The organism is Mesoaciditoga sp. (assembly GCF_054006115.1).
Window position 1 is genome coordinate 1 of the sequence record NZ_JBPNHS010000001.1, and the last position, 24,842, is coordinate 24,842.

Below are 24,842 nucleotides of genomic sequence, written 5' to 3' on the forward strand. Positions count from 1 at the left end.
AACATGCAAATCAATTATAACACCCGACTTGACAACGGAATAATTTTACATGGTGAGTCTGCCCCCATTTATGGGGGAAGTGACGGCGAAGCCGGCGTAGGGGGTAGAAACGAAGTGATAACTTGGGCGTCGAAGCACTTCAAATGAAACTGAATTTTTCAAGGTTTTTTATGGTATTTTAATCAACCCTCCCCGTTACCTAACGTTGTTCACGGCTTCGTCTTGGTCGGAAAAACGAAAAAGACATTGCAATTATGCAATCTTGCTCCCCTCGCACTCTGTGAAATTGGCGGAATCAATGTAGAAACGTAGAAAATGAACCCTCCTCTCCAACTTCGTTGGCCCTCTCCTCCCAGGCTTGGGAGGAGAAGAAGCGAAAGAGCTGTTTTGCAAATGAGAAAAGTTTGTCCATTTGTGGGAAAGTATTGCCAAAGTTATTTTATCCTAGTTGTATAAGAAGTGGCAACGAAGCTATTTTATGATAAGTCTTTACCAGCTTTGAAACGCTTGCCAACACTTATGAACTCTCCATCTGTGGACTCATAAAAACGAGGTTGGAAAACATACGGATGTGTTAGCATGTCAAATATGTTCCCCTTTCCCCCTTTTTTTGAAGTTTCTGTCAAAACATATGAAGACGCCATGCAAGGTGCGAAATAACAAAGTTGGAGGCACAGGATGTTTCCTTCTTTCCCCCAGTTTCGATAAATATTTTTGTGCATTAAAATTTATCCATTTTAAAGTTCTGCTATCAGATTCCTAACGACATCTAAATTCATACCAAGCAGTTGTTTTTTTATACCAGCGTAACCTTTTTCAAATATTGATGCTCGAACGCCGTTATCCAGCTCTATTTTACATTCTATCAAGCTGCCTATCAAATCCGCCGCACGAGTTATTTTTCCTTCCCTTCCACCTCCAAATGGTTCTAACATAAGTGGAGCATAGTGATGTGCAACTTCATCTGGAATCAACGGCAAAAGATCTTCATGCACCATCTTAGATTCAACCTTTTCTATAACCTCTTCAAAACCTTCAACACGCCTCTTGGTAGGTGATATTATGTCTCCCGTAAGCGCTTCTGGAACATCGTGGAAAAGTGCCCTTTCCAATACATTTAAAACGTCAACTTTTCCATCCTCAAGGGCCAAGAGATAGGCTACAAAAACGACGAAGAGTGTGTGACCAGAAACAGTTGTTGGGACTGTGCGAGAATGTTGATTCCAGCGTACCGCATGCATAAGACCTCTCACCCTTGTTAGGTATTTCTTTAAATTTTCATTTGAAAGCAATTTTTTCAAAGAATCGACTTTCATTTCTTCTATCTTTTCCATTATGGAATCTCTAATTTCGGAGAAATACTCACCAAAAAGTCTGCTATTCACATCCGCTTCAACGAAAGCGGCGTAAGTGTCAGCCGCTTCGAGGATCTTTCCCTCTAATGAGTCGTCTCTTGAATTTATAATGGCATCTTCAAACTCCTCTTTCCATTCATCGGGTACCGTTTGAATAACGTCTTCAACCGCTCCTTTGTAGACTTCTTCCCAAAGATTAGGAGAAAGCCTTTGAATGGTTCTCTTAGTTTCCAGAGATATATCAGAGAGTATGCATTTTGGCATATCTTTAAGCACTCCACGAACGATCAATTTTTTGAAATCCACATCTTTTCCATCGATTTTTTCCATCATGCCAAGAAGATGTGCGGTTTGGAGGATAAAACCGCTGTTCGAAGCTTCACTATTTTGTTCAACAGTTGGCTTATTATTCCACCTTCTCATTGAAAACATCCTTGTCATTAGGTAAACAAGATCTGAAATCATACCAATTCCTCCTCTCACAATCTCACAAAAAAATCATTTAAACTTTTTAGCATTTCTTCGAATTTCTTTTTTACCCTTTCGTTGAATTCTGCGTAATAAGATGGAATTTCATCCGTGATTTTTGAAAACGAAAGTGCCATTTCCACCTCATCAGGTTGAGAAAAATTTCTCTCAAATTTATTTCCAAAATATCTCATAGCCCTTCTTCCAACGTGAATAAAAGGCACTCCAAAACTTTCCGCTGTGAGAGAAACATGAAATCTTTCTGAGATGACAAATTTCGCATTGGAAATAACTTCCATTATATCTTCAAGTCTGGAAACCACCACTACATCTTCGGTTTTCAAATTTTCTGAGACATCTACTGCCGCTCGTGAATCTTCAGGACTTGTAACTATTATTCTCGCGTCCAAAGCGGGTAACCATCTAAGTTCTTTGTATTTTCTTAGTGAGCCATTGAACCGTGGCGCAAAAACGGCAAATTTACTTTTTTCCCTTTCAAAATGTTCAAGCAGGTATACGTGTGATATGTCCGTCCCCATTTTAATTCTTTCACCTGCCCAAAATTTGGCCCACCTTGTTGAAGAAGGATCTGTTAAAAATCCTTTTACCAGAGAGCTCATAAGTATCGTTGAAAATCTCTTAAGCCCTTCTTTTCTCATTTCTCCAAGACTTACACCAAAAAAGAAAATGGGCTTTCCAAATTCCAAAGCCACGGATAAAACATCAAGAGGATCCGTTTTTTCCACTACGCGTCTTCCGGCAAATATAACTCCATCAGAAAAAATCACAGATTTTAAAGCCTCTCTAAATGTTACAGGGAAATCGGCTTTTATATCCCTATCTTTTAACACTTCTACCATTTGAAGGTATGTAAGCCTTTCACCGTAACTCTTACTGCCTTGCCCACACAGTATGGTAATTCTTTTCAAGAATCTCCACCTTTCCAATAATCCTTTCCGTACTTTTGTTCAAGAGACGTTATATCATCAATCCGTTCCTCGTTTTTACCTTTCTTACTCCTTTTCAAGAGAAATAAAACTATTAAAATCAATGGAAGCCCTGTCCATATTCCCCAAAACGATGCGAACTTCAAAGATATGAAGAAGAGATTTTCTCTTCTCCATTTTGAATAAAATTCATTGAAATTTTCTCCAAGCACATCCGAAAAGCTTTCCTCCCAACTCTTGCCATTTCGCACATCGTTCAAGACGACGGGAAGGTTTTTTTCAAAATCGCATTTTTCATCCATGGCATTGAACAGCGCGTATACTTCTGAGTAATACTCCCCTTTTGACGCTTCATCGTTTGGATAATTTTTTAATTTCAAAGGATCAACACTCCAAAAAAGAAAGGGATTTTCGCCAAGCGGACTGGTGTAGGTTCCCTCTTTTCCACCGTACCAGGTTGCCAATCCTTCCATAACCCATAACGGCATAAGATGATGGTATCTTTTTATCCAGGCAAATTGAAACACGTGCATCAGTTCATGTGCAACTGTTGCACGTGTTTGAGAGGGAAAATTCATATCAACCAGAACGCGAAAACTGTCTGGATAGGAAACAGTGAAGCCCATCTCTGGGCCAAAATTCCCCTTTGCGATCATCATATAAATTGGGCGTGTTGGATACACCCCCCACATTTTCTCCAGAGAATCCCAGAATTCTTCACTCCAGCTTTTAACGTTTATCGTGTACTTTTCGCTTATTCCATTTTGCACGGATATGTAAATTGGAAGGCTAAAAGCTGTTATCGCAAAGAAAATCTCAAATATCAAAATCCATGTTATTTTTTGCAAAGAACACAAGTTCCGCATATATGAAGTCGTCTATCTCACCATCCATAACAGCTTGTATGTTGCCAGTCTCGTGATTGGTGCGGTGATCTTTAACCATTGTGTAAGGCTGGAACACGTACGATCTTATTTGACTTCCCCAACCTATTTCTTTTAAATTACCCTGAATTTTTTGAAGTTTTTCCTGACGTTTCTCCAATTCCAGTTGATAAAGTCTTGCCTTTAAAACTCTCATCGCGACTTCTCTGTTTTGAATTTGCGACCTTTCGTTTTGACAGGTTACAACTATACCCGTTGGCAAGTGGGTTATCCTGACAGCGGAATCAGTTCTGTTAACATGCTGCCCTCCCGCTCCTGAAGAACGATAGGTGTCTATTTTCAAATCTTCATCTTTTATTTCAACTTCTATTTCGTCTTTGAATTCAGGGATGACGTTGACGGACGCAAAAGAAGTGTGCCTTCTTTTCGCAGCGTCAAATGGTGAAATTCTTACAAGCCTGTGAACGCCTCTTTCATGTTTTAAAAGCCCATAAGCGTTTTCTCCCTTTATCAAGATGGTTGCGCTGTTTATCCCGGCTTCGTCGCCTGGTTGTATGTCTATTTCCTCTATTTCAAAACCATTTTTTTCTGCCCAACGTGTGTACATTCTTAAAAGCATGTTCGCCCAGTCGTGAGATTCCGTTCCACCAGCTCCAGGGTGTATGGACAAATAACAATTCAAAGAGTCAAACTTTCCATTGAGCATCATTAGCATTTCAAAGCTCTCTAAAAGTTTTTGCGCTTCTTCTGCTCCCTTTTCAAGACTTTCTACGAACTCATCTCCCTCTTCTGAGAGCTCTATCCCAATTTCAAGTTCTTCTATCTTTGATTTTATAACCTGAAATTTTTCGTATTTTTTCTTTATCAAATTCAGTTTTTTCAAAGTTTCTTGGGCACTTTTCATATCATTCCAAAAATCGGGAGATGCGCTTTGCGTTTCCAACTCTTTTATCTCTTTTTTCATTTCTTCTTCATCAAAAAATTTCTTTATCTCATTAAACCTTTTTTGGACGTCTTCTATCTTGGTTCTTAATTCGTAACTGATCAAGAACTATCACCATCCTTGCGTTTTTAAACTTCTTGCATTTCAAGCGTGTATTCGAGTTTTATCTCTTTACTCTCATTCTCTTCTTTTTGCCACTTGATCCCACTTTATTAGATGTTTTTGAACCGTTTCCTCCAACAGGAGAAGAAAATTCATCGTGTTGTGCTTGCAAGATGGCAAACGTCTTCTTCGCTTCTTCCCTTTCTTTTTGTTCGTCGACAACAACTATTCTGAACGCTATCGAGGAAATATCATCGTACATTCCGTCTACCATTTCTTCGAACAACTCGTAGCTGTCTTTTTTGAACTCTATGACCGGATCCTTCTGCCCGTAAGCTCTCAAATTCACGGATTCTTTAAGATGATCAACGGTTTGAAGGTGCATTCTCCATCTTTCGTCTATGACTTTGAGCATGACGTACTTTATTATGTTGGCGAATTGTTCTTCGCCTATTTCTTTAACTTTCAACTCGTAATTTTCTTTGATCGATTTCATCAGCTCTTCTTTGAGATCTTCTCTTGATTCGATGGGATTTTTATTCAAATCTATGAATGGGAAGATGCCTTTTAGTTCTTCTATCATGCCTTCTATATTCCATTCATCCGCTATCTTAGAGTAACAGTATTTTTGGATCCTTCTATCCACCACATCTTCAAATATATCCATGAGGTGACTTTCCACATCTGTCCCGTCAAGGATCCAATTTCTATGCGAGTAAATGGCATTTCTTTGTCTGTCTAAAACCGCATCGAGTTCTAATAGATGTTTTCGTATTGAAAAATGCATACCTTCAACTTTTTTCTGGGCTTGCTCTATCAACTTGCTCAGCATCCCATGTTGAATTGGCTCTCCCTCACCTATTTTCAATGTATTCATAAGGCTTTTCATCTTATCTCCGCCAAATATTCTCAATAGATTATCTTCAGTTGAAAGATAAAATCGAGTTTCTCCAGGATCGCCCTGGCGCCCGCATCTACCCCTTAACTGGTTATCTATTCTTCTAGCCTCATGCCTTTCCGTGCCCAAAACATAAAGTCCTCCAAGCTCTTTAACTCCTTCCCCAAGCTTTATGTCGGTTCCTCTGCCAGCCATGTTGGTGGCTATCGTGACTGCACCCTTCTGCCCAGCTTTAGCTATTATTTCCGCTTCTCTTTCTGGATGCTTGGCGTTTAAAACCTCGTGGGGAATGCCACGCTTTTTCAGCATCTGGCTTAGCCTTTCACTTTTTTCTATGGAAATGGTACCGACGAGAACAGGTTGGCCTTTTTCATGCCTCTTAACTATGTCTTCCACTATCGCATCGAATTTTTCTTTTTCCGTCCTGAAGATAAGATCGTTCATATCTTTACGTATAACAGGCTTATTCGTTGGAATAATTACGACTTCCATGTTGTAAATTTGATCGAATTCTTCTTTTTCAGTGTAAGCGGTTCCGGTCATTCCGGCGAGTTTTTTATACATAAGAAAGTAATTCTGCAACGTTATCGTGGCGTAAGTTACGGTTTCTTCTTTTACCCTAACCCCTTCTTTTGCCTCAATGGCTTGATGCAGACCTTCACTGTATCTTCTTCCTTCCAAAACACGTCCCGTGAATTCGTCCACTATGAGAACTTCACCGTTACGCACGAGGTAGTCAACGTCTCTTTTGTAAAGGTGCAAAGCTCTTAGAGCGTTTAAAAGGTGAAAGTTGTAATTTATATTCTGCGGATCGTAAAGGTTGTTAATTCCTAAGAGCTTTTCTGCTTTTTTAATTCCCTCTTCAGTAAGGCTCACCGTTTTTGACTTTTCATCTATCTTGAAATCTCTTTCTGGGGAGAATTTTTTTGCCAGTGATGCGAACATCTTGTAAAGCTTTGAAGAGGTGCCGGCAGGCCCAGAAATTATCAAAGGAGTCCTTGCTTCATCTATAAGGACGCTGTCCACTTCATCAACTATTGCATAATTATGACCTCTTTGGACACGCTGTTCGGGCAAGTACGCCAAATTGTCCCTCAAATAATCAAAACCCATTTCGTTGTTGGTACCGTAAGTCACATCACGATTGTACATTTCTCTTCTTTCATCCGGATTCATTTCCGACTGAATGGCACCAACTTTCAGTCCCAGCATTTCATATACGGGTCCCATCCATTCGGCATCCCTGCGTGCCAAATAATCGTTAACGGTTATGATGTGAACTCCTTTTCCGCTTAGAGCGTTTAAGTATGCCGGCATGACTGCCACAAGAGTTTTGCCTTCGCCAGTTTTCATTTCGGCAACCATTCCTCTATGCAGAGCAACGGCACCCATAATTTGAACATCGAAAGGTCTTAAACCTATCGCCCTTTTTGCCGCTTCTCTTGCCAAAGCGAATGCCTCGGGCATCAGTTCATCTAGCGTTTCGCCTTTGGATAACCTTTCTTTGAATTCTTCGGTTTTCTTCGGAAAATCCGAATCATTCAGCTTTTTCATCTGTCCTTCCAAAGCGTTTACTTTTTCAACTATTTTAGAAAAGCTCTTTATGTATCTTTTGTTTTGATCGAACAACTTGCCAACAAATGACATTTTTCATCCCTCCAGTAACGCTTCCCACGCGCGTTTCACAACTTCTTCTGGCTTCACCTCTTCATCTTCTCCTTGTGTGTTTTTAAGATGAAGTAGGAATTCCACATTTCCAGCAGGCCCTTTTATAGGGGAAAAAGTTAACCCCTTTACAGAAAAGCCAATTCCGCGCGAGAAGCTTATCACGCCATTCAGCACGTTCGTATGAACCTCTTTTGATCTTACCACGCCTTTTTTCAAATTTTCGCGTCCGGCTTCAAATTGCGGTTTAACAAGACAAACGCTTTCACCCTTACTCACGAGAACCTCTTTTACAACGGGCAAGATGAGTCTTAAAGATATAAACGAAAGATCACAACTTATGAAGTCTATTTCATCGCTGAAATCTTCTTTTTTCAAAAAACGCGCGTTTGTTCTTTCCATTACCACCACACGCGGATCATTTCTTAGCTTCCATGAAAATTGACCGTATCCCACATCAACGGAGTAAACTTTTTGTGCTCCATTTTCAAGCATAACCTGCGTAAAACCACCCGTTGATGCTCCAAAATCGGCGCATACCTTTCCTTTCAAATCTATTTTGAACTCTTCTATGGCTTTTAACAATTTATGTGCTCCCCGAGAAACGTAGGGACTCTTTTTCTTCAATTGAATTTCAACATCATCGTTGACTTTTTTTCCAGCCTTATCGGCCAATTGACCGTTCACAATGACGTTCCCTTCCAAAATTTCAGCCTTTGCCCGGCTTTGGGAATGAAAAAAGCCACGCTCAACCAAGAGTTCGTCAAGCCTTTTTTTCAAACTCTCACTCCTTGGAAAATTTCTCATCGAACAGTACTTTGTAAAGATAAAGACCATGTGCGGGAGCCGTAGCCCCCGCTTTGCTTCTATCCTTCATTTCCAAAAGTTCTTTCACATAGGAAGGTTTCCACGTTCCAACTCCAACTTTAACCAAAGTTCCAACTATATTTCTAACCATTCTTTTCAAATAAGACTTTCCCTCTACCCTTACCATTATAAACCTGGAAATTTTGATGATCCTTATTCTGTAAATAATTCTCATCGGGCTCCTATCGTCGTGTTTGTCTTTGGAAACGAACGACGTGAAATCATGGTAACCTTCCAAATAGCTGGCAGCTTCCCTCATCTTTTCGATATCCAATTCGTACGGGAACCACCATGCCCTCTTTCTTAAAAATATATCCTTTTCTTTCCTGTTGTATATGAAATATTGGTATATTCTTTTAACGGCGGCCACTCTTGGGGAGAAGTTATCAGCTGTGAACCATACATCTCTTACCCTCATGTCTTCCGGTAATACAGAATTCAAAGCTTCTTTTACGTTTTTTTCGCTCATGCGGGGATTTATCCTGTCAAAGGAGAACACCTGGTAATTCGCGTGTACCCCCGCATCCGTTCTTCCGGCCATATCCGTTTTCAAATGCCTTTTGAATATGACCTCTATGGCTTTGTTGAGTTCTCCCTGAACCGTGCGCACCGTTGGATGGTATTGCGAACCGTGAAAATTTGTTCCATCGTATTCGACTACGCAAGCAACCTTCATTTCAAATCAATCCTTGGCCACGGCGAATGCCACAACTTTGTCTTCATCATCTAGGCTTACGCATTTTACTCCCATGGTCACGCGACTTGTGATGGAAACGTCGCTTGCTTTAAATCGAATGGCTTTACCATTGGCGGTAACGGCTATTATTTCATCTTCATCGTTAACGGGCTTAACGCCAACTATCAAACCGGTTTTTTCCGTCATCTTCAAATTCTTGACACCGTATCCGCCTCTATGTTGAATTCTGTAATCTTCAAATTTCGTTCTTTTTCCATATCCGTTTTCCGTTATGGTAAGCACCTGGGCATCGTTGGAATTTGAAACTATCATTGAAACGACCACGTCATCTTCTCTAAGTTTTATACCAGTAACTCCCATGGCCGTTCTACCCATTCTTCTAACTTCTTCCACGTTGAAAGAGATTATCTTACCTTTTAACGTTGCGAGGGCCACGATGGATTTTTTGTCATCCACATTTGAAAGCTCCGCATCTACTATTTCGTCGCCTTCTTCAAGTTTTATCACGTATATGCCGTTGCTTCTCATGGATATCTCACCAAGCGATGTGCGTTTTATCCTGCCACGTTTTGTCACTATGAGTAGATCTTTGGTTGCGTCTATACTTGTGCCTGGAGAAAGTATTGATTTAACTTTTTCTCCTTGAGATAGGTTCAAATAATTCAAAATGAGCTTTCCCTTTGTTCCTTTGTTACTTTCAGGAATCATGTAATTCTTTATGAAATAAGCGCGCCCGAAGTTTGTTATGAACATCGTGTAGCTTAAACGTGTGGTTATGAAGACGTGTTCAACGTAATCCTCTTCACGAGTCCTCAAAGAGAAGTTACCCTTTCCTCCACGATTTTGGCTTTTATACGTATCCAATTTCGTCGATGAAATGTAGCCGTTATGGGTAACGGTGACGACCAATTCATCGTCCGTTAAAAGATCTTCGACGTTTATGACTTCTAAATCGTCTTTGATCTCACTTCTTCTTTCATCTGCGTATTTTTGTTTTATTTCCAAGAGCTCGTTCTTTACCTCTTCCATTATCTTCTTTGAATCCCCAAGTGTTGTTTGCAACTTTGCCATCTTTTCTATAAGGGTGTTGTATTCGTCGTCCAACTTGTGATGTTCAAGAGATGTCAAACGCTGGAGCTTCATGTCTAAAATGGCCTTTGATTGCTCTTCAGAAACACCCAAAACCTCCTGCAATTTTTCCGAGGCTTCTGCCGGATCTTTTGCTCCCCTTATCACGCTTATAACTGCGGAGATGGCTTTTGAAGCTTTTATAAGCCCTTCCACTATATGCGCACGTCGCGAGTATTTATCCAATTCGTACTCGCTTCTTCTCTTTACAACCTCAAAGCGATGGTTTATGAACGCCTGCGCTAACTGTTTCAAATTCATCAAGCGTGGCCTTCCGTGATCTATTACGAGCATGTTCGCTGCGAAATGCACTTGCAACGGCGTGTGCTTGTAAAGCCTGTTGAGCACCACGTTTGGATTGGCAGACCTTGCGAGCTCTATCATGATCCTCAAACCTTTTCTGTCTGATTCGTCACGAATGTTGGTTATGAAGTTTTCCTTAGAATTTTTCGCGAAATCGGCGATGCTCTCTATCAAGCCAGCTTTAGACACACCGTACGGAATTTCTGTGACTATTATGCGAGTTCTGTTTTTAACCTCTTCAAAGTGCGTTTTGCTCCTTACAACTATAGAACCTCTTCCCGTTTCGTATATCTTTCTGATGGCACCACTATCCATTATGATTCCGCCGGTTGGGAAATCTGGACCTTTCAACAACCTGGCAACTTCTTCAACACTCAGATCGGGATTATCTATGATCTTCACCATCATGTCTACCAATTCACCCAGGTTGTGTGGTGGAATTGAAGTTGACATTCCGACAGCGATACCAGAGGCTCCGTTCATGAGCAATTGAGGAATCTTAGCCGGAAGCACCACAGGCTCTTTAAGAGATTCATCGAAGTTTGGAATCATGTCGACGGTGTTTTCTTCTATATCTGCAAGCATTTCTTCCGCCATCTTGGAAAGTTTGGCTTCCGTGTACCTCATAGCGGCGGGTGGATCTCTATCTATAGAGCCAAAGTTTCCCTGACCATGTACGAGGGGATAACGCATTGTGAAATCCTGTGACATTCTTACCAACGTGTCGTATATTGCCATATCGCCATGAGGATGGTACTTACCCATGACTTCTCCAACTATTCTGGCACTTTTCTTCGTTGAACCGTTGTAATTCAAACCAAGTTGATACATTCCGTAGAGAATTCGCCTTTGAACAGGTTTAAGGCCATCTCTCGCATCTGGGATGGCCCTACCTATGATAACGCTCATCGAATAATTTATGTAAGAATCTACGAGTTCATCGGAAATCGATTTCTTGATTATTTCTTCACTCACTCTTCACACCTCACGATATTTTGGCACCTGAATCTACATACCCATCTACGGTTAAAAGTCTGAGTTTTTCTCCGTCTTTTGCCGCCATTAACATTCCATTTGATTCCACACCCATGAGTTTTGCCGGCTTGAGGTTGAATATGATTATTATCTCTCTACCGATCAAAGATTCTGGAGTGTACACTTTTCCTATTCCGGCAACTATTTGCCTTTTTTCCTCTCCAACTTCAAGCTGGAGCTTTAACAACTTTTCCGATTTTGGAATTCTTTCAGCCGCCACTATCCTGGCAACGCGAAGATCCAGCTTTGCGAAGTCATCTATCGTTACTTGAGGCTTTGAAGAGCCAGAAACTTTTTCAACGTTTTCTTTCTTTTCTTCTGTCATAATTATCACCTTTTTCCATTTTTTTGTATCTATTCGGGGAAATAGCGGTTTTTCCACTTTAATTGGCGTGTTTGAAAGCGTTTTGTGCCAACCAAGATCTTCCATGCTTTTCGCCGTTTGCCCCATCCTTTTGAATATTTCCTCGCTGGTGTTGCTCAAGATGGGTGAAAGCATGATTGACACATTCCTTATAACATCTGAAAGGTTGTAAAGCACCGTGGCTAACCTATTTTTTTTGCTTTCATCGCGCGCTAACAACCACGGCTCGGTCAAGTCGATGTATTTGTTTCCGAATCTTATAAGCTTCCAAATGCTTTCAAGGGCTTGTGTGAATTTAAAAGTATCCATGAATTTGAAATATTCATCTATCGTCTTTAAAGTCAGGTCTTTTAACTCTTCATCATGTTCGCCTTCATTTTTCGGCGTTGGCAAAGAGTCAAAGTTTTGAGATATCATCGCCAGCGTTCTGTGCACGAGATTTCCCAAATCATTTGCCAAATCCGCGTTGATCCTTGTTATAAGGTTATCCTCCGAGAAATCACCATCATGCCCAAACTGGATATCTCTCAAAAGGTAATACTTCAACGCATCTATTCCATACGCTTTCATGAGTATTCTTGGATCCACAGCGTTGCCTTTTGATTTGGAGATCTTTTCCCCGTTTACGGTAAGCCAACCATGGGCAAAGATCTTTTTCGGCAGCGGCAATCCAACACTCATGAGCATAGCGGGCCATATAAGGGAATGAAATCTGTTTATCTCTTTTCCTATGAAATGAACATCTGCCGGCCAATATTTGTTGAACATTTCCTCATTCCTACCGTATCCTATGGCGGAAACGTAGTTTATGAGAGCATCAAACCACACGTAAACAACATGCTTCGGATCGAAAGGAATTGGCACGCCCCAATCGAAAGAGGTTCTGGAAACGCTTACATCCTCCAAACCGCTTTCGAGTATTTTAAGCATTTCATTTCTCCTGAAGTCGGGCTCTACGAAATCAGGATGCTCTTTGAAGTGTTTTAAAAGAGGTTCCGTGTACTTTGAAAGCTTGAAGAAGTAATTTTCCTCTTCTATATGCTCTAACGGGCGGTGGCAAGTAGGGCAAACTTTCTCTTCACCTAAATCTTTTTCCGTCCAGAAAGTTTCACAGTTAACACAATACCACCCTTCGTATTTTCCAAGGTATATGTCTCCTTTGTCGTACATCTTCTGAAAGAAATCTTGAACTGTTTTCATGTGGAAATCATCGGTAGTTCGAATGAAAGCATCATTCGTTATACCTAAATCTTTCCAGAGCTTAACAAACCTTGATGCCAACTCGTCGGCGAATTCTTTGGGATCTTTTCCGGCTTTTTGTGCGGCCCTTAAAACATGTTGACCATGTTCGTCTGTGCCTGTCAGGAAAAACGTGTCATATCCCATCATGCGTTTGTATCTCGCAACCACATCTGCAACAATAGTCGTGTAAGCGGATCCTATATGCGGATCTGAGTTTATGTAATAAATTGGAGTTGTGACATAAAAAGAACGAGACAAGTTCTTCACCCCTTGTCATTTTTTTCAATTATATCATATATTAGAAACGTTTTTCCTTATTTGAGGGATAATGGCCATCAAGAAAAATCAATCCATAGTGGGTAGTTTGAAATGAAGTACGACGATTTGTTCACTTTCACATGAGAAAGTTATTCAATGGCTATTTAAGTGCAGAATTTCCTTAATTTCTTCAATGTTTTCCATTTCCTCGAAAAAATCCATTATAACTATATCGGATAGCTTAAGCTTAAATCCGTTTTTAACCATGCTGCGTAAGGTCTCAAAAACAACAGAATCCAATTTTCCTTTGTTCACCATGTCTTCTATTATTCTGATGGCTTCCGATGAGCTGAGTCTACCTCGGTAAGGCCTTTCTTCAGTTAATGCCGTAAACACATCGGCTACTTGAAGTATTCTTGCCCTCATACTTAGATCCCTTGCTTTCAATCCCCAGGGGTATCCAGAACCATCCAGTCTTTCATGATGAAGTGAGGCAATGGCCGTGAATTCTGCAAATTTTGGATACTTTGAGAACATTTTGTACGTCTCAACCGCATGTAATTTCATTGCAAGGTATTCATATTTGTTCAATTTGCTTGGTTTATGGAGAATATCAAGTGGGGCTTTAATTTTTCCCATATCGTGCATCAAGCCAGATATATACATCATATCTCCATCAAAATCCGTTTTTAACAGCTCTTCAGCCAAATTTTTTGAAAGTTTAGCAACTCCAGATGTGTGTCTTACGGTAAATGGAGAACGAAGATCAACCATTAAAACTGCAGCTTTAAGGAACTCCATGTACTTTTGTATGTCAATTTCAACATTACATTTGAAGAATTTCTCGTTGTGAGGTTTATCATCTAGAATGTATCCAAATTCCAATGGAGAGATTATAATATCTTTAAGCGCTTTTCTCACATCTTTGACCATGGGATAATCATCTACGACTTTTTCAAGAGCTATTAAAGATTCACTCAAATTTCCTTCAACATTTTCGCGAAGAGTGCGCGAGACGATATCGGAAACGTTTATGATGTTGGTCAGGAGTATTTCACGTTCACTTCCATCTAGCTCACCAAGTGGAACATGATGATTTAAAACCGCGTAAAGGTATTCTTTTGGAAGCAGATCCATCTTCTCAAGGATCTTATAAGAAATAATACCGTGTATGGAATCATTGTCTATCTCGTTAAGAAAATTATCCAGTTGAAACGAAGTGCCCCATGATGAAGGAGAAGATTTTATTTTTGATAGAGCCCCAGGGAGCTTTATTTCGGCCAAACTTATGAGGCCTATATCATGAAAAAGACCTGTAATGTAAATGTTGATAAGTTCAGCTGACGGATCTATTCTTTTCATCATAAGAGTTGATATTTTTGCCACATCAAAGGAATGAATTACCATTGTTAAAAATTCAGAAGTTTCCATATCGTACATGAGGTTTATCATATCACAAACAGATAAAGCATCAATTTTCATCCAAGTACACCACCTATAATCGTTGAAAAGTCATTAACTCACGTTGTACGCGATGAAAGACAATTTTTTTCGAAGTTATATCAGAATAGATTCGCTTTTTCGGTATGTTCTATGCCTTTTGTAAAGGCATTATAACATTAATAACGCATCGCACACAGTTTAATAAACACAAATGTGTTGCTGAATTGCGAGTTACTTTTCAAATTCAATCGTCACATTGATTACCGACCATCGGCGTGATATGTGGGGTTTATGATATACTTGTTTGTCATTAAACAATGGAAAAATTCGTTCTTTGATAATTCACTCTACGCCTTGTAACACGAAAAAAGCCACCCTTTTAAGGTGGCTACGATCATTGGTGGGTGTGGTAGGGATTGAACCTACGACCTCTTCCGTGTGAAGGAAGCGCTCTCCCACTGAGCTACACACCCGCACGCGATTTTTATTGTACAATATAATATCAATATATGTCAAGCATTGAACGAAAGGAGTGTTAAGATATGGAAAATATCGCGAGGGAAAGATACGAAAGATGGCTGAATGATCCTGGAATATCGGCGGAAGACAAAGAAAAATTGAAAAATGAAAGTGACGAAGAACTTCAAGATGCATTTTACAAAGAACTTGAATTTGGTACCGGAGGAATGAGAGGAATAATAGGTTTAGGCGATAATAGGATGAACATTTACACTGTTGGTCGAGCATCGCAAGCATTTGCCAATTACATAAACAAGAGTGTTCATGGCGATAAAAGCGTCGTCATATCCTACGATACAAGGCATATGTCAAAAGAGTTTGCTCAAGAAACGGCAGAAATATTTGCCGCTAACGGTATAAAAGCCTACCTCTTTGAGGAGTTCAGACCAACGCCTATTCTTTCATTTGCCGTCAGATATTTTCACGCCACGGCTGGTGTTATGATAACGGCAAGTCATAATTTGCCAAAGTATAACGGATACAAAGCGTATTGGTCAAATGGAGCCCAGGTTATTCCTCCACACGATGAAGGAATAATCAACGAATACAAAGCCATAAAATCATTTGGCGAAATAAAAAGAATGCCATTGGACGAAGCGAAAACAAAAGGGCTTGTCACGATGGTTTTAAAAGAAGTGGATGAAGCGTATTTTAAAAAAGCGCTTTCCTTATCTTTCAACAGTGTAGATCCAGATCTGAAGATCGTTTACACACCTCTTCACGGAACCGGAGGAAAGATAGTGCCAATCTTGTTGGAAAGAGATGGGTTTCACCCTTACATTCAAAAAGAACAAGGAATACCCAGTGGAGATTTCCCAACAGTTGAATATCCCAATCCTGAAGATCCGAAAGCATTCAAACTTTCATTGGAAGACGCTAAAAAGATGGACGCGGACATAATTGTTGCTTCGGATCCAGACGCTGATAGAATGGGCGTAATGGTAAAACACAACGGTGAGTTTGTGAGGATAGACGGAAATCAAATGGGTATTTTGCTCCTTCATTTTATAGCAAAGAAGTATTCTGAAAACGGTATGCCATCTAATCCGGTTGCGATAGAATCTATAGTTTCTTCTAAGATGTTTACAAAAGTGGCAAAAAGTTTTGGCGTAGACGTCGTTGAAGTTTTGACGGGCTTCAAGTGGATATGCAACGCGGCAGATGATCTGAGATCATCGGGCAAACATGTGATCTTCGCATACGAAGAAAGTTACGGCTATAACATAGGAGATTTCGTCTACGACAAAGATTCCGCAACAGCCATAATGTTGACGTGCGAAATGGCATCGGAGTACAAGAAAAAGGGAATGTCCTTGGTAGACGCTTTGGAAGAACTTTACAAAGAGTACGGTTACTACTTTGAAACTCAAATTGCGCCCGTTTTTGAAGGGGAAGAAGGAATGGGAAAAATAAGGGCAATAGTAGATTCACTTAGAAAAAATCCTCCTCAAAAACTGGTCAATTACGAATTAACCAAAGTGACGGATTACATTAACGGTGTGGATGGTGTACCACCGTCGAATGTTTTGAAATTCGAGTTTGGAAAGAATTTAATGTTCTATTGCAGACCTTCGGGAACAGAACCAAAAGTGAAATTCTACATAATGGTCATGGAATTTGATGAAAAAGAAAATGCGCTTTTAACCCTTAATCGAGCTAAAGAAGAAATTTCGCACATTGTAGAAGAGCTATCAAGGTGATCAAGCTTGTTAAAGCTCTTTTTAAGCGATTTGCACGTTGGAGATGGCACTGCCAGTGATGATTTTTCATTTGATGAAGAGTTTTCACTTCTTCTAGATAGAATAGATGAAGCGGATTCAAAAGCTGAGTTGATAATATTAGGCGATGGTTTAGAAATACTGGAAAGTAATTTTGTAAGAAATCTTGGTCTTGTTGATTTTTCAGTCGTGTGTGAATCACTTAACGGAGAAGTGATAGAGGCAATTTATGAAAAGCACAAACTCTTCTTTGATTGCTTGAAAAAATTCGCGCACAAACACAAAGTTACATACGTCGTTGGGAACCATGATTACTATTTGGTTCCCAACGAACTTCTCAGAAGAGAATTCTTAAAGAAAATAGACTCTGAAAACGTTAAAATAGCTCCTTATTACTATGATGAAAAAAACGGCATATTTGCCCAACACGGAAATCAATACGATGTGAGTAATTCATTTGTTTTAACGGATAAGAAAAAGCTCATTCCACCGATAGGAGATTACATAACAAGACGCGTTATGAATGATTTTGAACCTTTTTTGCGTTCTTTAAACCTACCTGAAGAAGTGGTAAGAGATTACGATAACGTTCGTCCGATTTCTCATGCCGTGGATTGGCTCAAGTACATAACGTATCTTTACAAATTACCGGTTGATCTTACAAGTGCCTGGAAGAAAAGTTTTTCTAAGGCTTTTCAAAGTGAAGAAGCAAAATCATGGATAAAAGTGAAATTTCCTTACACTTATTGGATGAGCGACTTTTTCACTCAAAAGTCTGGATGGTTTGATTTTGGCAGAAAAATCGTGAATTTCGTGGACATGATTTTCAAAATAAAGGATACGAATTATCTAAAGAGAAGGGCGGAAAAATTGTTAAATGCTCAATGGAACCCGCAATGGAAGCTTTCAGAAAAAGATATGGCTGGATACACAAATAAAGTCCCAGAAGTCGATTATTCAAATCTCAAATTGATTTTGTTTGGTCACAATCATCAGCCCGGCTTTTATGTCATACCCACACCGAAAGGAGTTCGATACTACGCCAATACTGGCACATGGCGCCCTTTAGTGGAAAGATCAAAGGGAAAATTTGGTGGAATCACATTCCATAAAAAGGTGGAATTGAATTACGTGCTCGTAAAAGAAGAAAAAGGTGAGATAATAGTAGAGAACCAGCTAACGAGTAGAATAAGGCTTTCATAAATTCAAGTGGTGATTTTGAATGCATTACCTTAAGGATTTTTTTGAAAATGTTTACATATGGGCCGCAATTGTATCATGGGTAAGTGCACAGACAATTAAATTATTTTTAAACTTCTTTAAGCACAAAAATTGGAATTTTCATCTTTACGCTTCCACAGGTGGAATGCCAAGCGCCCATACTGCAACGGTTATAGGACTCGCAACTTCAATTGGAAAGTGGAATGGATTCTCGAAACCCGCATTTGCCGTGGCACTTATTTTCGCGGCCGTTGTGATAACAGATGCCATTCATTTGAGAAGGGAAGTTGGGCACCACGCTGAAAAACTCCAAGAAATGACAGGCGAAAAATTTGATATTTCATCTGGTCATACGCCAAAGGAGGCTTTAATAGGGGCAGTAATAGGCTTGATAGTAGGATGGCTGATCTAAAAACGATTATGGGGTGATCTTAATGACTAAGATGACTAAGACTGTGATGTACAGAATTCATGGCTTCGTTCAAGGGGTAGGTTTTAGGGCATTCGTTTACCATTGGGCGCGTACTCTAGGAATAAAAGGCTTTGTACAAAATGAAGTAGATGGAAGCGTGACAGTTGTTGCTCAAGCTAGCGAAGAAAACCTCAGAGAGTTTAGCCGTTACCTCAAAAGCGGTCCAACGCTTTCAAGAGTTGAAAGTGTTGAAGAGGTAGAAGTCCCATTTACCGATTACAAGGATTTTGAAATACGGTGATATCGTGCGAAAAGAAAAGTTAAAAGGATGGAAGACATTTTTGAATTTGTTCGTTGGAGAGACTGAACTTTTTACGGCAGGTATATTGCTTGTCACCTTTGGAACTGTTTTGTTGACTTCACAATCTATTGTTCAACTTCTTGGAACTTACGTCTATTTTTCTCGCGTAATTCTCACCATTTTGATCTCCATGGCAATAGGAGGAGTGGCCATCCAAATTTCGTCTGTTAAGAGGCTGGTAGATGATTACGTTGGATATGTTCTTTCTACCATTGCCTTTATTTCCAATTCCATAGCGCTCACGTTAGAAATATTTGAAATACTTTCTTATGGAGCCAATTGGATTGGAATTGAATTTTTCGGTGCCCAATCTATATCTACAAGTTCGTTGTTGATAACATTAGGGTTCATAATATTTGGTTTCTCGGCAGTAATGGTTGCATTTTCTCTTTTAGACCTTTTGGATGTTTATCTTGGGAGTAAGGAAAAGAAATGAAGGTTCTTGGAATAATTGTTGAATACAATCCACTCCACAACGGGCATTTACACCATTTAAAATCGGCAATAAAAATGACCAAAGCTGACTACGTGATTGCGGTCATGAGCGGAAATTTTGTGCAACGTGGAGAGCCGGCAATAGTGGATAAATTTGCCCGCACTCGTATGGCTTTGAAAGCTGGTGTTGATGTGGTCTTCGAAATTCCAACTATTTACGCCATTCAAGATGCGAGCGGATTTGCCACAGGTTCGATTTGGACATTAAATGCCATGAATATCATTACAGATGTGGTTTTTGGTTCAGAAAGCAACAACATAAGTGCGCTTTCTAAAATAGCAGATTTGATTATTGATGAACCGGAAGAATACCGTAAAAGGTTGAAAAAACATCTAAAGGAGGGACTTTCTTTTCCAAACGCAAGAAGGTACGCAATTTGTGAATCTATACCTGATGTAAATTCTGAAGAGATAAAGCAATCAAATAACATACTGGGTGTGGAATACTTAGTCGCTTTAAAAAAATTAAACTCTAAAATAAAAGTTGGCACAATAAGAAGAATTGGCGCTTCTTACAACTCGAATAGCATTGCAAGTCCTATTCCAAGTGCCACCGCGATAAGAAGGGCCATATTTGAAAAGAGAGAATTGAAAGGCATGCCTTCCTTTTCTGTGAATATATTAGAAGAAGAATTCAAAAAGGGAAGAGGACCGCTTTTTTTGGAAAATTTTTTTGAAATTGCGAAGATAAAGATGTTGATGCTCTCAAGAGATGGAATGGAAACGCTTTACGGTTTTAACGAAGGAATTGCAAAAAGGATGATGGATAACCTTGATAAGCCATCGCTTGAAGCGTTTCTTTCGTCCGTTAAAACAAAGCGATTTACGCTTACAAGGATAAAAAGAAGAATACTTTACACTCTGCTCGATGTGAAACGCGATTTGGTACTCGATTCAAATGAGTTTGGTCCACAATATTTAAGGGTGCTAGGATTCAAAGAAAGGGGGCGAAAAGTGCTGAGAAAGATTTCGGATCGTTGTTCAATACCACTAATTTCGAATTTGTCTAGATTCAATGAGTTCCTTGATAAACGAAGCGTTAATGTGCCTTTAGCAAGGGAGCAAATGAGTTTAGACGTGAAAGCAACAGATCTTTACAGTTTGTTTTTTAAAGAAAACAAGGAAAAAAAACTACACAGGGATTTTCAAAGGTTGGTGATTGAGAAGTGAAAAGCGTTAAATTATCCAGAATGGCTCTATGGCTTGCACTGATTTCGGTTCTTTCAATCATTTCAATCCCCATAGGTTCTGTGCCCGTAACGCTTCAGGTCTTCGCTTTCTTCTTCATGGCCGCTTTTCTTTCTCCCATGGAATCTTTAGAAGTTTCTCTGGCGTATTTGGTGCTTGGTAGCATCGGTGTTCCCGTTTTTGCCGGTGCTCAGGGAGGTATCGCCATTTTGCTTGGTCCCACAGGTGGATACCTATTTTCTTTTCCACTTGCCGCATTTTTGGCATCATTTGCGTGGAGAAAAAAAGGTATCTTGAAAATAACGCTCTTGTCTTTTTCTCTTTTGTTGATTTACGCACTCGGAGCGTTGGTGCTTTTATTTTATCTGAAAAGCCCTTTACGTGTTTTTGAAGTGGGGGTATTGCCTTTCGTTTGGATAGATGCCATAAAAATAGCGATCGCCTACGCGCTTGTTCTTCGTTTAAAGAAGCGGAAAGTATTTTCCAATAATTTTACATCAAGTTAAAATAAGTGTTTTCTTTATTGAGTATTATAATTTTTAGGTAATTTTATGGTAAAATACTTACCAAAAGATAACGGTCTCATTTCTTAATGGGCCAAAAATAAAAGTGCAGAAAGGGGTGGATTCTGTGAAGAAGTTACTCTTACTTTTAGCCGTCATGTTAGTGGCGGTGGTGGCCATTGCATCTCCGTTAAAAGTGGCGTTTATTTACGTAGGACCGGTCGGAGACGCCGGTTGGACATACGCACACGATTTGGGCAGACAGTATGTGCAAAAGGTGTTTGGAAATAAAGTACAGGTAACATATATAGAAAGTGTCCCTGAAGGTGCAGAAGCAATTACCGTTTTAAAGAGCCTTGCAAGTAGGGGATTCAACGTTATTTACACAACAAGCTTTAGTTACATGAATCAAACATTTCAAGTTGCTAAACAATTTCCGAAGGTAATATTTGAAAACTGCTCTGGATACAAAACCCTTCCGAACATGGGAGATTACTTTGGTAGAATATACCAAGCGGAATTCTTAACAGGCTTAATAGCCGGCGCAATGACAAAGGACGGAAAGATAGGATACGTTGCCGCTTACCCAATACCAGAAGTTATAAGGGGAATAGACGCATTCACGATAGGGGTAAGAATGGTCAACCCAAAAGCAACGGTTCAGGTTGTATGGGTTAACAGCTGGTACGATCCTGCCACGGAAAAAGAAGCTGCAATTTCACTTATAAACGCTGGCTGTGACGTGATAAAGTCAGAAACGGATTCGGCAGCACCTTTGCAAGCCGCTGAAGAGCACCACGTTTACGCCATTGGTTACAATACCGACATGATAAAGTTCGCGCCACATTACTACCTTACGTCAGCGGTTTTCAACTGGGGGAAGTTCTATGTTAGCGATATCAAAAAAATAATGAGCGGTACCTGGAAGTCACAAAAGTACTGGGGCGGTTTGGACGATGGTGTAGTTGGTTTGGCTCCAGTCACCAACAACGTTCCAGAACAGGTTAAAAAACTTGTTAAAGCAATGGAAAATGAATTGAAAGATCACAAATTCCGTGTTTTCGATGGACCAATATACGATCAAAATGGAAAGCTCAAAGTTGCTGCGGGTCAAACGCTTTCAGATCAGGATCTTCTTTCGATGGATTGGTTTGTTGAGGGAGTAATTGGTAAGATACCAAAATGATTGATTTAAAACTTTATTAAGGAGGGGTTAGGATGAAATTTAAGACTCTTGTCATTGTGAGTATGCTTTTGGCCATAGGGCTGTTTACTTTCGCAGGTCCTCTCAAGATCGCGTTTGTCTTCGTCGGCCCAATCAACGATAACGGTTGGACACAAGCTCATTACGAAGGTGGAGTTGTGGCGGTAAAGAAGGCATTTGGAGATAAGGTCCAAATCACTTACATTGAAAATGTTCCAGAAGGTGCACCGTCATTGAACGTTTTGAATTCGTTGGCTTCAAGAGGATTCAAACTCATCTACGCAACGAGCTTTGGATACATGAATCAAATGGTACAATCTGCAAAGAGTCATCCGAACACGATATACGAAATGTGTGCAGGCTACAAACTGGCTCCAAATCTTGGAGAATACTTTGGAAGAATGTACGAACCAAGATTTCTTTCCGGCTTGATCGCAGGAGCTATGACGAAAACCAACAAAATAGGATTTGTGGCAGCTTACGCTATACCAGAAGTTATAAGGGGAATTGACGCATTTACCCTTGGAGTGAGAGCTGTCAATCCAAAAGCAACTGTTCACGTGGTTTGGACGTATTCATGGTACGATCCGCCAGTTGAAAAAGAAGCCGCACTTTCCCTTATAAACTCTGGCTGTGACGTTATAGCGCAGCATCAAGATTCTCCAGCTGCTGTTCAGGCGGCTGAAAGTAAAGGCGTTTACGCGATAGGGTACGATTCACCAAATATGGGAAGATTTGGACCTCACGCTTACCTAACATCTCCTATTTGGCATTGGGATGCGTTCTACGTACCAAATGTTAAGAGCGTTCTTGATGGCACGTGGAAATCGGAATCTTACTGGGGTGGAATGAAAGACGGAGTGGTAGGACTTGCTCCAATGAGCAAACTCGTTCCAAATGGAGTTAAAAAACTCGTTAACGCTATGGCAAACGAGATAAAGAGTGGAGACTTCCACGTCTTTGAAGGACCAATATACGATCAGAACGGAAAGTTAAGGGTTCCTGCCGGAAAGATAATGAGCGATAGTGAACTTCTCTCCATTCAATGGTTTGTAAAAGGGGTAGTTGGAAAAATACCAAAGAAGTAAGAGGTTGAAAAGCATGAGTGAAAACGTTCTCGAACTATCCAATATCGTTAAAAGATTCCCAGGAACTTTGGCAAATGATCACGTGAACCTCACCCTTAAAAAGGGTGAGGTTCACGCGCTATTAGGAGAAAACGGAGCGGGAAAAAGCACCTTGATGAACATCATCTATGGAATATACAAAGCTGACGAAGGGGAAATATACGTTAACGGTGAAAAGGCGAATATAACGTCTCCCCACAAAGCAATTGAATATGGAATTGGAATGATTCAACAGCATTTCAGCTTGGTGCCATCATTTAGCGTGGCTGAAAATGTAGCTTTAGGTCTTAAAGAATTTCATCTCTTTCCGAGAATAGACGTAATAAAGAAAAGACTGAGAGAACTTTCAAAGAAATTTGGTCTGGATGTGAAGCCTGAGAGCAGAATATGGCAGTTATCCGCTGGTGAACAGCAAAGAGTGGAAATTTTAAAATTGCTGTACATGAATTCCCAGATAATGATACTTGATGAACCCACCGCAATCTTAACTCCTCAAGAGGCAGAAGGGCTCTTTAAAACGATAAAGGAAATGGTTAAGTACGGTGCGTCGGTGATATTCATAAGCCATAAGTTAAAAGAAGTACTTGAAATTTCAGATAGGATAACGGTTATGCGCCATGGCAAAGTTGTGGACACTTTGTTGAGAGAAGAAGCGGATGAAAAGATACTCGCAAGAAAGATGGTGGGAAGAGATGTGGTTTTAAGGGTTGAAAAAAGTCCTCCGAAGACCGGGGATTTAAAACTCTCCGTGAAAAATTTGTATTCGAGAAGTGATAAAGGACCATTTGCGGTAAATGGATTGAGTTTAGAAGTGCATAAAGGAGAAATTCTTGGAATAGCTGGAGTTGCGGGTAATGGTCAAAGGGAATTGGCTGAATCTATATATGGCTTAAGAGATTACACTGGTGAAATCAAAATAGATGGTATGAAGTTAAAACCACTTGACGTTCATAGTCGTATAAATCACGGAGTTGCATATGTTCCTCAAGATAGAAAAGGTGTAGCGCTGTGCGGAAATTTACCGCTTTATTACAATCTATTTTTAAAGATTTTCACTTCAAAACAGGGAGATTTCAATCCTTATCTCTTTAATCCAATTTCGTTAAAGAAGCCAGCTGAAGCTTTGGTAAAAGAATACGATGTTGCCACTTCTTCGCTTGATTTAAGCGTTAAATATCTCTCAGGTGGAAATATGCAAAAGATCGTTTTAGCTCGTGAATTAACGTTAAATCCAGAATTGATAATAGCGGTTCATCCAACAAGGGGATTGGATGTTGGAGCCATGGAATCTGTTTATAAGATTTTAATTAAAGCTAGAGAAAATGGAGCCGCTGTTCTTTTAATAGCTGGAGATTTGGAAGAAATATTCACCCTTTCAGACAGAGTCGCGGTGTTGTACGAAGGAAGAATAGTTGGCTACAGCGAACCTGATGAGGAGCATCTTGAAGAAATTGGTCTGATGATGGCTGGAATTAAAAAGGAAAGGGTAGGATAG

General features: G+C 40.0%; 20 protein-coding genes and 1 tRNA gene. 10 read left to right on the forward strand and 11 right to left on the reverse strand.

Annotation, left to right across the window (positions count from 1 at the left end; translation table 11 throughout):
* Nucleotides 1-737: 737 nt before the first annotated feature.
* The 11 genes from ACXJIN_RS00005 to ACXJIN_RS00055 form a co-directional block, all read right to left on the reverse strand.
* A complete protein-coding gene (locus tag ACXJIN_RS00005; RefSeq protein ID WP_456398416.1) occupies nucleotides 738-1,820 on the reverse strand; it encodes a YfbR-like 5'-deoxynucleotidase in 1,083 nt (360 codons plus the stop codon).
* A gap of 14 nt (nucleotides 1,821-1,834) precedes the next feature.
* The gene (locus tag ACXJIN_RS00010) at nucleotides 1,835-2,752 is read right to left on the reverse strand and encodes a polysaccharide pyruvyl transferase family protein (RefSeq protein ID WP_456398417.1); all 918 of its coding nucleotides are present in this window, start codon (nucleotides 2,750-2,752) and stop codon (nucleotides 1,835-1,837) included.
* Nucleotides 2,749-3,618 (reverse strand): hypothetical protein, encoded by an 870-nt coding sequence (locus ACXJIN_RS00015; protein WP_456398418.1) that lies wholly within the window; start codon nucleotides 3,616-3,618, stop codon nucleotides 2,749-2,751. The genes ACXJIN_RS00010 and ACXJIN_RS00015 overlap by 4 nt, the downstream gene beginning before the upstream one ends.
* The gene (prfB, locus tag ACXJIN_RS00020) at nucleotides 3,587-4,702 is read right to left on the reverse strand and encodes a peptide chain release factor 2 (RefSeq protein ID WP_456398419.1); all 1,116 of its coding nucleotides are present in this window, start codon (nucleotides 4,700-4,702) and stop codon (nucleotides 3,587-3,589) included. Before prfB ends, ACXJIN_RS00015 begins: the two co-directional genes overlap by 32 nt.
* A gap of 58 nt (nucleotides 4,703-4,760) precedes the next feature.
* Nucleotides 4,761-7,244, reverse strand: a complete 2,484-nt coding sequence (secA, locus tag ACXJIN_RS00025; RefSeq protein ID WP_456398420.1) for a preprotein translocase subunit SecA — start codon at nucleotides 7,242-7,244, stop codon at nucleotides 4,761-4,763.
* Nucleotides 7,245-7,247: 3 nt separating this feature from the next.
* On the reverse strand, nucleotides 7,248-8,042 hold the full coding sequence (locus ACXJIN_RS00030; RefSeq protein WP_456398422.1) for a TlyA family RNA methyltransferase: 795 nt from the start codon (nucleotides 8,040-8,042) through the stop codon (nucleotides 7,248-7,250).
* Between the two features lie 4 nt (nucleotides 8,043-8,046).
* On the reverse strand, nucleotides 8,047-8,805 hold the full coding sequence (gene truA / locus ACXJIN_RS00035; RefSeq protein WP_456398424.1) for a tRNA pseudouridine(38-40) synthase TruA: 759 nt from the start codon (nucleotides 8,803-8,805) through the stop codon (nucleotides 8,047-8,049).
* Between the two features lie 6 nt (nucleotides 8,806-8,811).
* Nucleotides 8,812-11,232 (reverse strand): DNA gyrase subunit A, encoded by a 2,421-nt coding sequence (gene gyrA, locus ACXJIN_RS00040; RefSeq protein WP_456398426.1) that lies wholly within the window; start codon nucleotides 11,230-11,232, stop codon nucleotides 8,812-8,814.
* 10 nt (nucleotides 11,233-11,242) lie between these two features.
* Nucleotides 11,243-13,156: a methionine--tRNA ligase gene (gene metG / locus ACXJIN_RS00045; protein ID WP_456398427.1), complete on the reverse strand. Its 1,914-nt coding sequence runs from the start codon at nucleotides 13,154-13,156 to the stop codon at nucleotides 11,243-11,245.
* A gap of 153 nt (nucleotides 13,157-13,309) precedes the next feature.
* Entirely contained in the window at nucleotides 13,310-14,638 is a 1,329-nt protein-coding gene (locus ACXJIN_RS00050) for an HD domain-containing phosphohydrolase (protein ID WP_456398428.1), read from the reverse strand.
* 359 nt (nucleotides 14,639-14,997) lie between these two features.
* A tRNA-Val gene (locus tag ACXJIN_RS00055) sits at nucleotides 14,998-15,072 on the reverse strand.
* Between the two features lie 69 nt (nucleotides 15,073-15,141).
* Between ACXJIN_RS00055 and ACXJIN_RS00060 the strand changes: the two genes are divergently transcribed.
* The 10 genes from ACXJIN_RS00060 (at nucleotide 15,142) to ACXJIN_RS00105 (ending at nucleotide 24,842) form a co-directional block, all read left to right on the forward strand.
* Nucleotides 15,142-16,818 (forward strand): phospho-sugar mutase, encoded by a 1,677-nt coding sequence (locus ACXJIN_RS00060; protein ID WP_456398430.1) that lies wholly within the window; start codon nucleotides 15,142-15,144, stop codon nucleotides 16,816-16,818.
* Between the two features lie 6 nt (nucleotides 16,819-16,824).
* Nucleotides 16,825-18,039, forward strand: coding sequence for a metallophosphoesterase (locus tag ACXJIN_RS00065; protein WP_456398432.1), 1,215 nt, complete (start codon nucleotides 16,825-16,827; stop codon nucleotides 18,037-18,039).
* 19 nt (nucleotides 18,040-18,058) lie between these two features.
* On the forward strand, nucleotides 18,059-18,469 hold the full coding sequence (locus tag ACXJIN_RS00070) for a divergent PAP2 family protein (RefSeq protein ID WP_456398433.1): 411 nt from the start codon (nucleotides 18,059-18,061) through the stop codon (nucleotides 18,467-18,469).
* A 22-nt stretch (nucleotides 18,470-18,491) separates the two neighbouring features.
* Nucleotides 18,492-18,770 (forward strand): acylphosphatase, encoded by a 279-nt coding sequence (locus ACXJIN_RS00075; protein WP_456398435.1) that lies wholly within the window; start codon nucleotides 18,492-18,494, stop codon nucleotides 18,768-18,770.
* Between the two features lie 4 nt (nucleotides 18,771-18,774).
* Nucleotides 18,775-19,266, forward strand: coding sequence for a hypothetical protein (locus ACXJIN_RS00080; RefSeq protein ID WP_456398437.1), 492 nt, complete (start codon nucleotides 18,775-18,777; stop codon nucleotides 19,264-19,266).
* Nucleotides 19,263-20,495, forward strand: a complete 1,233-nt coding sequence (locus ACXJIN_RS00085; RefSeq protein ID WP_456398438.1) for a nucleotidyltransferase — start codon at nucleotides 19,263-19,265, stop codon at nucleotides 20,493-20,495. Before ACXJIN_RS00080 ends, ACXJIN_RS00085 begins: the two co-directional genes overlap by 4 nt.
* The gene (locus ACXJIN_RS00090; RefSeq protein WP_456398439.1) at nucleotides 20,492-21,019 is read left to right on the forward strand and encodes a biotin transporter BioY; all 528 of its coding nucleotides are present in this window, start codon (nucleotides 20,492-20,494) and stop codon (nucleotides 21,017-21,019) included. Before ACXJIN_RS00085 ends, ACXJIN_RS00090 begins: the two co-directional genes overlap by 4 nt.
* A gap of 124 nt (nucleotides 21,020-21,143) precedes the next feature.
* On the forward strand, nucleotides 21,144-22,202 hold the full coding sequence (locus ACXJIN_RS00095; RefSeq protein WP_456398440.1) for a BMP family ABC transporter substrate-binding protein: 1,059 nt from the start codon (nucleotides 21,144-21,146) through the stop codon (nucleotides 22,200-22,202).
* Nucleotides 22,203-22,234: 32 nt separating this feature from the next.
* Nucleotides 22,235-23,308, forward strand: coding sequence for a BMP family ABC transporter substrate-binding protein (locus tag ACXJIN_RS00100; RefSeq protein ID WP_456398441.1), 1,074 nt, complete (start codon nucleotides 22,235-22,237; stop codon nucleotides 23,306-23,308).
* A gap of 13 nt (nucleotides 23,309-23,321) precedes the next feature.
* Nucleotides 23,322-24,842: an ABC transporter ATP-binding protein gene (locus ACXJIN_RS00105; RefSeq protein WP_456398443.1), complete on the forward strand. Its 1,521-nt coding sequence runs from the start codon at nucleotides 23,322-23,324 to the stop codon at nucleotides 24,840-24,842.